8 protein-coding genes and 2 pseudogenes are annotated in these 10,039 nt (G+C 58.3%); 9 read left to right on the forward strand and 1 reads right to left on the reverse strand.

All coding sequences use genetic code 11. The features are described from left to right. Positions 1–2 precede the first annotated feature (2 nt). From cyoB to cyoD, 3 genes are read left to right on the forward strand one after another with little or no spacing between them, the layout of a single operon-like run. The gene (gene cyoB / locus ACLFKU_RS31435; protein WP_410851704.1) at positions 3–2,012 is read left to right on the forward strand and encodes a cytochrome o ubiquinol oxidase subunit I; all 2,010 of its coding nucleotides are present in this window, start codon (positions 3–5) and stop codon (positions 2,010–2,012) included. Then, a complete protein-coding gene (cyoC, locus tag ACLFKU_RS31440) occupies positions 2,012–2,623 on the forward strand; it encodes a cytochrome o ubiquinol oxidase subunit III (RefSeq protein ID WP_018435035.1) in 612 nt (203 codons plus the stop codon). Before cyoB ends, cyoC begins: the two co-directional genes overlap by 1 nt. Then, positions 2,623–2,949: a cytochrome o ubiquinol oxidase subunit IV gene (gene cyoD, locus ACLFKU_RS31445; protein WP_184228262.1), complete on the forward strand. Its 327-nt coding sequence runs from the start codon at positions 2,623–2,625 to the stop codon at positions 2,947–2,949. The genes cyoC and cyoD overlap by 1 nt, the downstream gene beginning before the upstream one ends. 646 nt (positions 2,950–3,595) lie before the next feature. Here the strand turns inward: cyoD and ACLFKU_RS31450 are convergent. Then, positions 3,596–3,721, reverse strand: coding sequence for a hypothetical protein (locus tag ACLFKU_RS31450; protein WP_410851705.1), 126 nt, complete (start codon positions 3,719–3,721; stop codon positions 3,596–3,598). Positions 3,722–4,263: 542 nt separating this feature from the next. On the opposite strand from ACLFKU_RS31450, the gene ACLFKU_RS31455 reads away from it, so the two are divergent. The 6 genes and pseudogenes from ACLFKU_RS31455 to tnpC all read left to right on the forward strand — a co-directional run. Then, complete coding sequence (locus ACLFKU_RS31455; RefSeq protein ID WP_410851706.1) at positions 4,264–4,569, forward strand: hypothetical protein; 306 nt, start codon at positions 4,264–4,266, stop codon at positions 4,567–4,569. A gap of 255 nt (positions 4,570–4,824) precedes the next feature. Next, positions 4,825–6,450: a response regulator gene (locus tag ACLFKU_RS31460; RefSeq protein WP_410851707.1), complete on the forward strand. Its 1,626-nt coding sequence runs from the start codon at positions 4,825–4,827 to the stop codon at positions 6,448–6,450. Then, a complete protein-coding gene (locus tag ACLFKU_RS31465) occupies positions 6,447–7,079 on the forward strand; it encodes a response regulator transcription factor (protein WP_018435039.1) in 633 nt (210 codons plus the stop codon). Before ACLFKU_RS31460 ends, ACLFKU_RS31465 begins: the two co-directional genes overlap by 4 nt. A gap of 419 nt (positions 7,080–7,498) precedes the next feature. Continuing rightward, positions 7,499–7,711 (forward strand): annotated as a pseudogene (locus ACLFKU_RS31470) (IS6 family transposase); the annotation flags it as partial. Positions 7,712–8,511: 800 nt separating this feature from the next. Then, positions 8,512–8,883: an IS66 family insertion sequence element accessory protein TnpB gene (tnpB, locus tag ACLFKU_RS31475; protein WP_410851708.1), complete on the forward strand. Its 372-nt coding sequence runs from the start codon at positions 8,512–8,514 to the stop codon at positions 8,881–8,883. Positions 8,884–8,983: 100 nt separating this feature from the next. Then, a pseudogene (gene tnpC / locus ACLFKU_RS31480) lies at positions 8,984–9,915 on the forward strand (IS66 family transposase); the annotation flags it as partial. Between the last annotated feature and the right edge of the window lie 124 nt (positions 9,916–10,039).

A 10,039-nucleotide genomic window follows, 5' to 3' on the forward strand; every position in this document is an offset into this window, starting at 1 on the left:
CCATGTTCGGAAAACTCACATTAGACGCGATGCCTTTCGATCAGCCCATCGTCATGGGGGCGTCGGTGTTCATGGCGCTTGTTGTCCTCGGCGTGTTCTGGCTGGTCACCTTAGAAGGCAAGTGGAAGTACCTCTGGGTCGAGTGGCTCACGAGCGTGGACCACAAGCGCATCGGCGTCATGTACATGATTGTAGCCGTGCTCATGTTGGTGCGCGGCTTTGCCGACGCCGTAATGATGCGCCTTCAACAAGCCGTGGCGTTCAATTCGCCAGGCTATCTGCCGCCGGATCACTTCGACCAGATCTTCACGGCGCATGGCGTCATCATGATCTTCTTCATGGCGATGGCGCTCATGGTAGGCTTCTTCAATCTCGTCGTGCCATTGCAGATCGGCGCGCGCGACGTGGCGTTTCCGTTCCTGAACTCGCTTTCCTTCTGGTTGACCGCAGTCAGCGCGGCGTTGATCAATCTGTCCCTCGTAGCTGGCGAATTCGCGAAGGTCGGCTGGCTCGCGTATCCGCCGCTTTCCGAGCTGAAATTTAGTCCTGGCGTTGGAGTGGACTACTATATATGGGCGATTCAGCTCTCGGGTGTCGGCACCTTGATGTCGGGCGTGAACTTCTTTGTCACAATCATCAAGATGCGCGCGCCGGGGATGTCGCTCATGAAGATGCCCGTGTTCACATGGACGGCGCTCTGCTCGAATGTCCTCATCATGGCGACGTTTCCCATTCTCACGGTCGCGGCAGCGCTGCTCGGCCTCGATCGTTACATTGGCACGCACTTCTTCACGAACGAACTTGGTGGCAACGCCATGTTGTACTTGAACCTGATTTGGGCGTGGGGCCACCCCGAAGTGTATATTCTAGTGCTGCCCGCTTTCGGCATCTATTCGGAAGTGATGGCTACCTTCTGCAAGAAGCCGCTATTCGGTTACAGGACGATGGTCTACGCATCGTGTGCGATCATGTTACTTTCGTTTCTTGTTTGGGCGCACCACTTCTTTACCATGGGCTCAGGCGCCGACGTCAACGCATTTTTCGGCATCGCCACAATGATTATCGCGATTCCAACCGGCGTCAAGATCTTCAATTGGCTATTCACGATGTATCGCGGGTGCGTTCAATTCGCTGCGCCCGTGTTCTGGACCATCGGTTTCGTGGTGACGTTCTCTATCGGTGGCATGACCGGCGTGATGATGGCGATTCCGGGCGCGGACTTTGTGCTGCACAATTCGCTTTTCTTGGTCGCTCATTTTCATAACGCCATTATTGGCGGTGTGGTGTTTGGCTATTTAGCTGGCCTGCAGTACTGGTTTCCGAAGGTGTTCGGTGTCAAGCCCGATGACAAGCTCGGCAAGGCGTCGTTCTGGTGCTGGTTCGTCGGCTTTTATGTGGCCTTCGTACCTGTTTATGTGCTCGGCTTCATGGGCGCGACGCGCCGCACAAATCACTATGATGTGGCTGAATGGCAACCATACTTCATTGTTGCGGCGCTCGGCGCGGCGATCATCGCGGTGGGGATCCTGTTACAGGTTCTGCTGTGGGTGATGGCATTCGTGAACCGCAATGAGGCCGAATACAAGGATATGACAGGCGATCCATGGGATGGGCGCACGCTCGAATGGGCAACTTCCTCACCGCCGGCGGTCTACAACTTCGCTCTCGTTCCGAAAGTGGAGGACATTGACGCCTTCGCGTACATGAAAGAAACGGGCCGCGGCCTTGGGCTGGCGTCAAAGTACGTGGACATCCATATGCCATCCAATACATCGGCGGGTTTTTTCACGGGGATGTGCAGCTTGGTGCTGGGTTTCGCGGCCGTATGGCACGTCGCGTGGCTCGCTTTGCTAGGTTTCATTGGGATCGTCCTCACGATGATCATAAAGAGCTTCGACAAGAACGACGGATATTACATTCCCGCGGCGATGGTCCGTGAGATCGAAGAACGGCGGTTTGGCACCAGAGACCCGATGGGCATTAACGGTTCAGTCGCCGAGGAGGCTTACTGATGTTACAGAAAACCGTTGGCGCAGATTTTTCAGAAGTCGATTATCAAGATCATCCACAATCGCACTCAGTGTTCGGCTTCTGGGTGTATCTGATGACCGACTGTATGCTGTTCGCGGCGCTCTTTGCTACGTTCAGTGTGCTGAGGCACCAGTTCGCCGGTGGCCCTACGGGTCACGATCTCTTCGATCTAACCGGCGTGGCGCTGGGAACCTCTGTGCTGTTGCTTTCTAGTATCACCTATGGTTTCGCGATGTTGGGTGTGCCGCGGGCAAGGAGCGGTGTCGTGCTCGGTTGGCTCGTGATCACATTCATTCTTGGCGCGTCGTTCCTCGCGCTCGAACTTCGCGAGTTCTCGCAGCTGATCGCGGAAGGCGCGGGCCCGCAGCGCAGCGCGTTTCTCTCAGCCTTCTTTACGCTCGTCGCTGCGCACGGAATTCACGTTTTCTTCGGCCTGCTGTGGATGCTCGTACTAATGATGCAAGTGTTGCGGGTGCCTCAGCTTGGTGAGCAGGAGGTCCGCCGGCTAACGTGCCTGAGCCTATTCTGGCACTTCCTCGACGTAGTATGGATCTTCGTGTTTTCTTTTGTCTATCTGGGGAGCATGCTCTAATGGCTTATGCGCAGACTCACGCGGGGTCTCATGGCAGCCTCACTAGGTATCTCGCGGGCTTTTTTCTTTCGGTATTACTTACGGCCGGCGCATTCGGTGTCGGGCTGTACGATGCCCTCGATGCAACTACGGCTATGATCGCGATCGCCGTACTCGGCTTTGTGCAAGTTGTCGTGCACCTTGTGTGCTTCCTACATCTGACCCTCTCGCCTGGGCAGGGATGGAACGTGCTTTCACTCTGCTACACGATACTAGCCGCTGCGTTCCTGATCCTCGGCACGGTCTGGGTGATGCAGAACGTCGGTATGCTGATGATGTCGCGTTAGTCAGTTGCCTGCGGGTTTTGTTTTCCGGCGCCGGACATGCACCAGCCCCGCACCCACTTCCATGCGAGCTGGGTGCCCGCGAAACGCCGATTCCGCTCCACGCAACAGAACCGCATCAGGAGTATGTTCCTCTGCCATGTGATCCGTACACCTATTCGCCTATTTGGTTGATCGCTTGCAGTTTCACCTAAACAAGCGAGTTATGGCCTGTCCGTTTCGAGCGGCGGCCAGTGAATGCCGCGGGTTCGGTTCGCAATCGTCGGTTTTTGTCCGCACTTTTCAGGGAGCAAAGGCTCAGTCGCCCTGCTTGCGCTGTTGACGACAGTACGTTAGCTAGAAGTGAATTCGGTTTGCTGAAGCGACGCGAGCAAGGTGAAATATATACGGAGCAATTTGCATCGCGCCCCTGAGAACCGGCCAATGGTGAGGCCTATGATTAGCCAGGCGGCATGCTTGATCAAGGCCTTACCGGACAAAGCCGTGACGACGCTTCGGACGTCGACATCCGGCACTCGCGGTCGACAAGCACATCGAGCCGAGTTCTTCGAACATCATCGCTTGCGCTCAATGCACGACGCCGAAGAACAAAATTGCGCCTTCGGCTGCGTCAGGCCCGCCTTGAAGTAGCCTTCCAACCGGTCGGCGGTCACTTCGTCGAGAATGAAGGGCGGTGAATGTAGCCCGCGGCGAATGCCTGGTCGTACCAGTCGCTGAGCCACGCGCGAAGTTGGATCATTTCCTTCGGCAGAATGCTCAAGGCATCGTCGTGCATATTTCTTTCCCCGGTTCGCTGAACGATGAGGCGGCGGTGAGAAGACGTGCCACGTTGCGTTGGCATGGCGAGAGAGGTCGACCGAGCACGCACCGGTCGGCGGACCCATCTGTATGCGCGGGCGGCATGCTCCCACGTGAAACGAAGTGGTCCAGCAGGCGGACAACCGCCCAGTAATCGCGCGTCGGGCCAACGAGCTTTTCGTGTTTAGAGCGCAGCGATGTGTAGGCCGCCATGGTTTTCCCCTCGATCTACGATGATTCGATGGTATGGCGATCGGTGCGGGCGTCCAATCGGAGCCGGACGAATGTTGTCTCAGGAAGCGCTGGTTGAGGCCGTCAGGACTTCCTGAATCGGATCGCCCTTGTGCGGCGGAAATTGAAGGTTTACCTATCGGCGGGCTTTCTGCGCTAATGGCGTCAGGATGTCCTGACGCGTGATTCAGCATCTCATACTCTGATTTTGCAGTAAGCGCTGAATGCGGTAGGAAGTCTGCTAGTCGATAATGAACATGAAGACATGCAACGTCGACTTGACGAATTATGATGGGCTATCTGTCGGAGAGGGAGAACGTCGTCTCGCAGATCGACGCGATATGTCTGCGACTGTTCGACACTTGGTGCGAGACGCGCAGTTTGACGGCACTTGCGTATCTGATGCTTTGCTGGCTATTGCGCGACAGTAGCCCCAGCGCGCTCAGGCGCCTTGGCGAAACACTTCGCGATTTGCGGCGGAATCACGCGAATCGGATCGACGACTGTGACTTCCGCGCGCTCTGCGAAGTGGCAGATCTGATCGACGAATTGGCCGCGCCGCGCAGAGTCACGCTGATGGCGCGAGCGGAGTAGGGAGAGAAAATGCAAGCATAAGCGCAAAATTCGTGGAGCGTGCGGCGGATTTGACGCTGCGGTGCGCGTTGTCGCAGCGGACCTTGAAGCCGGCAAGGGCGCGCAGACTAGGCTCTGGATCGAGGTCCAAATATTGGACTCCCACAATGGCGGCACTCGCGCGAATATTTGGGATAGGAACCGGTTCGCGTGAACCTGTGAGTGGAAAGCGATCTTGCAACTCGTGGAGCGGTATCTCGAAGGAAACACCGCATCATGACCGATTTGGCCGCTTTAGTCGCGCACAAGGGCACGATTCTTATCGTCGACGATACGCCGGGGAATCTTGGTGTGATTGTCGACAGCTTCGAGGCGCACGGCATTCGGGTGCTGACGGCGCTCGATGGGACGGAAGCGGTCGAGCGTGCGGTCTTTGCGCAGGCGGACGTGATCCTGCTTGAAGTGGAGATGCCAGGCATCGACGGCTTTGAGACCTGTCGACGCCTCAAGCACGATGAGCGCACGCGCGACATCCCGGTCATATTCATGACCTCGCTCTCAGGCAACGCGGACCGCGTCGAAGGTTTTTTGGTGGGCGGCGCCGATTATGTAACCAAGCCGTTACGTGTCGATGAGACGCTGGCTCGCGTTGGCGTGCACCTTGAACTGCGGATGACGCACAAGCAGGTGCTCGCGCAGAACCACCTGCTGCTCGCGGAAGTAGCCGTGCGAAAGAAGACGGAAGCGGTGCTATCGGCAGCGCGCGACGATCTGGAGCACCGCGTCTCGTTGCGCACCGAAGAGCTCGCGCATGCCAACACGAGCTTGCTGGCGCAGATCGACGAGGGGAGGCGTGCAGACGCTCGTCTCAAGGAAAGCGAGGCTCGCTTTCGCGCGATTGTCGAAACGAGTCCGGTGCCGCTGTGCATCACGTCGATGCCTGACGGACACATCCTTTACACAAACCGGCCGCTGCGTGAGCTCTTCGGTATGGAAGAAGCCTCGTCCGCCAATATCGACGATTTCTATGCCGAACGTGGCGAGCATGAGCGTCTGATCGAGGATCTACAAACGAAGGGTGGCTTGCGCAATACAGAAGTCAAATTGCGGCGTCTTGACGGTACACGATTCTGGGCGATGGTGACGGCACGCGTTGCGACTTACGACGATTCTCCGGCGATCTATGTTGGCCTGAACGACATCACTGCGCGCAAGCAAATGGAGCAGGAGCTCGTCGAATCGCGCGAGGAGCAGCGCGAACTGTCCGCGTATATGGAGGCGGTTCGCGAAGAAGAAAGAAGGCGCATTGCGATGGAAATTCACGACGAACTGGGGCAATTGCTGACTGCGCTTAAGATGGACGTGTCCCTGCTCAAGATGCGTATAGCGTACGACGCGGAAGCGTCAAAAAAAGCCGACGATATGCGCCAACTAGTCGAAGGCACGATCTCGATGGTGCGAAATGTCGCGAGTCATTTGCGGCCCGCCGCGCTCAACTTCGGAATTGCGTCTGCCCTTGAATGGCTTGTCGACGAGTTCGACCTCCGGAATGCTATTGTGTGTGAATTGTGCATCGAAGGCGGAGAACCCTCGCTGTCCGATTCACATGCCACGGCCTTATTCCGCATCGCACAGGCGTCGCTGACGAACGTCGCGCGGCATGCCGTCGCCACACATGTCGAGGTGACGCTTGTTTCGACGGCGGCGAAGCTCCTGCTGCAGGTGCGTGACGATGGCCGCGGCTTCGACCAGCAAGTCGTGAGGGGCGACTATTCATATGGCCTGCTCGGCATGAACGAACGCGCGCGGCTGATTGGCGGATCGCTTTCAATCGAAAGTGCGCCGGGCGCGGGCACCATGGTTTCAATTCACATTCCGCTCGATGGCGGACTTCGAACATGATCAGGATACTCATCGCAGACGATCATGCAATCGTCCGTGGTGGACTCAGACAAATCATAGCTACTACGAGCGATATCGTCGTTGTGGCGGAAGCGGCACAGGGGTCAGAAGTGATCGATGGGTTGCGCTCGCGGGCAGTCGACCTTTTGTTGCTCGACATGACGATGCCAGGCATCAGCGGTGTCGTCCTGATTCGCAGAGTACGGGCGGAACATCCTTCATTGCCGGTGCTCGTACTGAGCATTCACGATGAGGCTCAGGTCGCGTCCCGCGCGCTGCGCGCGGGAGCGACGGGGTATCTGACCAAGGACAGTGACCCGGAAGTGCTGCTCGCAGCGATCCGCAAGCTCGCGGAGGGCGGGCGTTTCCTCGACCCGAAGCTCGTCGATGCAATGGTCTTCGATACTCAGCGCGACGACGTGCCTCCTCATAAAGTACTGTCGGATCGCGAATTCCAGGTGCTGCAGATGCTCGCGGCGGGCAGGAGCATCAATGAAATCGCCGAGACATGTACGCTCAGTGCGAAAACTATCAGTACACACAAGATGCGATTAATGCGCAAACTCGGACTGTCCAACAACGCCGAGTTGATTAGATACGCGATCCGGCATGGGCTGATCGTCGAGTAGAAGGATGCTGGCAATCGCCTGATGAAATGAAGTTACGAGTGGTCGTCAGCGAGTTCGCACGCATTTCTCTTGCCGCGCGGGCGACATTGCGGGCGCTAAGGATGGCTGGCGCAATGGATTGTAAGAAGTATCTGCCAGCGATTCACATTTCGCGACCGGGTAATCGAATTTTACCGCTCCTACAGATATTGCTCCACGGAATTGGGATTTGACTTGGACCGGTAAGCCTTTGCTTGCATCCAGCGGTGATCCGCGAAATGCCGATAACGTCCGTCAAGCTCAGTCACGCGTTTGGCCTGTATCACGATGGCGCTACGTCGCCGAGTGGCGCTAGATAATGCAGCGCTTCGATACCGTCCAAGGGTGATTCCACCAAGTTCACGGTAAAACGAGCGGCGGCCGGGATGACCGTTTGGCCTGCCGAGATTCCCGAACCGGCTTACGTCAAGCACATCTTTGTCAAAGCCAGCGCGCGGCTCAATAGCCGTGCCGAAAATGGTAATCAGCCGACCGTGAACGCGAGCGACGCATGCGTGGCTTTCGCGATCCTGAACGCGCGCAAACAGCTCGCGGCACGCTTCACCGCGTGGCGGCGTTTGGCAGACGTCACCGAAATTCCGTCCGCTTTCTGAGCCAGCGTTTTCCCTCCCCGCTAGGTTAGACCGTGGCCAGGAGATCCTGAATCACCCCACGCACCACACGTTCGAGCCCGAGAGTTCAACTAGAACCCGGACAGCAGATTGCATCGAAGGCCTAGAGTTCATCTGGCTCGTTTGACAGTCTGGATATACGGAAGCAGTCGATTACCAGCGTCGCCACCACTTGAAAGAAAGCCTGATAAACCGGGCGCGACCATATAAGGTGTAAAGTAAGCGCGAAATAAGGCGCACCTAGCCTCCGTAGTCGGGAAGATGCAAGCTGCGCCCGCAGACTTGGATTGCGGACGCAGATAATGACCGACACTGACTTTGACTTTTCCCCCTGCGGGTGATCCGGACATGTGCTGATGGCAAGCATGGATCCAACCCGGAGGGCAAGCGCAAGCTGATCGAGGCCTGCCGCCTGCCTGGCGCATCGCTGGCTGGCTTGTCGCTGAAGGCCGGGGTGAATGCGAACCAGTTGCACAAGTGGGTGCGCCTGGAAGAGCAGCGTGAATGTACTGCTGTCCAAATGCCGATCTTGGGCAAGCACCATCGGCATTCGCGACAGTCGTCACAATCGACGACGCGGCCCCGGCGTTGGTCCCAAGGGGAGCTGTGCCACCCGCATCGGAATCGGCGCCACAGCGTGAACCTTCTCGTCCTTCGCCGCGCCCGGCATCGCTGGCGGGCCTGTCGGCGACGCTTCCCAATGGGGATCTCGTTGAGCTCGAGTGTACCGGGCGCGACGCTTCACTCGTGACGGCGATGACCGCAGCATTGCGAGCGCGCTGATGTTCCGCTTCGATACGGAGCTGCGAGTCTATCTGCACCGCGAGCCGATCGACTTCAGGGCTGGGATCCACAGCCTCGTCAACCTGGTTGAGCAGTCGATGCAGATCGATCCGCTCGCACGCGCCGTGTACGCGTTCAGCAACCGGCGGGCTAACCGCATCAAACTGTTGCTGTGGGAGCGTAACGGCTTCCGGCTGATGCTGCGCCGCCTGGAAGCAGACCGGTTAGTGTGGCCGCGCCGGCAGCAGGCCGTCATCGAACTGACGACCGAACAGCTGCATTGGCTGCTTGAGGGCATCGACATTGAAGCGGTTCGTCGACATCCATCCCGCCGCTATCGGCCCGAGACGATCGACACAAACCTTGATTGATATCAAGGCGGCACGTAAACCTGTTTCGGCGGTTTCATCGCTATCGTGAGAGGCATGGACACACATCTTCTCTGGACTTCCGCCGGCCGCCCAAGCCTATATCCGTGAGCTTGAGCAGGGTACTGCTGACCTGGCCCCGCGCATACAGACCCTCGACGAGCAGTTGGGGCTTGCACAAAGCCAGCGCTTTGCGCCCCGCAGTGAGAAGCTCAAGGATCGCGTGTTCAACGAAGCCGAACAAATGGCCCAGGCCTACGACGACGCTGATGATGCGTTCGCGCTGCCTGACACCGGACTGCCGCAAGTCAACGAGCCGGAAGGCGGCAAGCGCGGGCGCAAACCGCTGCCGGCCAACCTGCCGCCCCAGCGCATCGAATACGACGTGCCCGAGGACCAGAAGATTTGCGCCTGCTGCGGTCACGGTATGCACCGCATGGGCGAGGATAACAGCGAGCAGTTGCACATCGACGTCAAGGCGTCGGTGCTGCAACAGGTGTGGTTCAAGTACGCATGCCGGCATTGCGAGCGCCACGCAGACCGCACGCCGGTCCTGATTGCGTCGATGCCTGCAGGCGCTGCCGGGCAGCAATGCCAGCGCGTCGGTGATCGCCACCGTCACGGCCGGCAAGTTTGTCGACGGTACACCGCTGTACCGGATGGCAGACGTATTTGCGCGCGCAGACATTCCGGTAGGCCGTGGCACACTGGCCAACTGGATCATCCGGCCCGCCGAGCTGCATTACAGCCGCCTGTACGCAGCGCTGCGTAAGACGCTGCTCTCGCAGCCGCTGATTCACGGCGACGAAACCACGGTGCAGGTACTCAAGGAGCCCGGCAAGAGCGCGCAGAGGAAGAGCTATATGTGGGCGTACCGCAGTGCCGAGGACTGCGGGGAGCCGGTGGCGCCAGCCGGAGCGCAGTCAGGAACATCCGAAGAGGTTCCTCGCGGGCTATAGGGGCTTGCTCATGAGCGACGGCTACGCTGCGTGGCGCACGCTCGAAGGCCCAACTCACTCCGGCTGCCTGGCCCATTATCCCGAGTTGCGTTTTATGCCGAGTCTGCTTGCGTCGCCTTTGTGTGATCAGTCGTTGCGCGTCGCCGATCACGACATAAATCTCGGGAGTCAGAGAGAGTTCAGAAACGCCAGAAGGTTCG

The organism is Paraburkholderia sp. EG304, from assembly GCF_046543485.1.
Lineage (GTDB): Bacteria > Pseudomonadota > Gammaproteobacteria > Burkholderiales > Burkholderiaceae > Paraburkholderia > Paraburkholderia youngii.

Coding starts and splice junctions, on each gene's coding strand:
- cyoB (WP_410851704.1), top strand. CDS start 3: ATGTTCGGAAAACTCACATTAGACGCGATGCCTTTCGATCAGCCCATC.
- cyoC (WP_018435035.1), top strand. CDS start 2,012: ATGTTACAGAAAACCGTTGGCGCAGATTTTTCAGAAGTCGATTATCAA.
- cyoD (WP_184228262.1), top strand. CDS start 2,623: ATGGCTTATGCGCAGACTCACGCGGGGTCTCATGGCAGCCTCACTAGG.
- ACLFKU_RS31450 (WP_410851705.1), bottom strand. CDS start 3,721: ATGCACGACGATGCCTTGAGCATTCTGCCGAAGGAAATGATCCAACTT.
- ACLFKU_RS31455 (WP_410851706.1), top strand. CDS start 4,264: ATGATGGGCTATCTGTCGGAGAGGGAGAACGTCGTCTCGCAGATCGAC.
- ACLFKU_RS31460 (WP_410851707.1), top strand. CDS start 4,825: ATGACCGATTTGGCCGCTTTAGTCGCGCACAAGGGCACGATTCTTATC.
- ACLFKU_RS31465 (WP_018435039.1), top strand. CDS start 6,447: ATGATCAGGATACTCATCGCAGACGATCATGCAATCGTCCGTGGTGGA.
- tnpB (WP_410851708.1), top strand. CDS start 8,512: ATGTTCCGCTTCGATACGGAGCTGCGAGTCTATCTGCACCGCGAGCCG.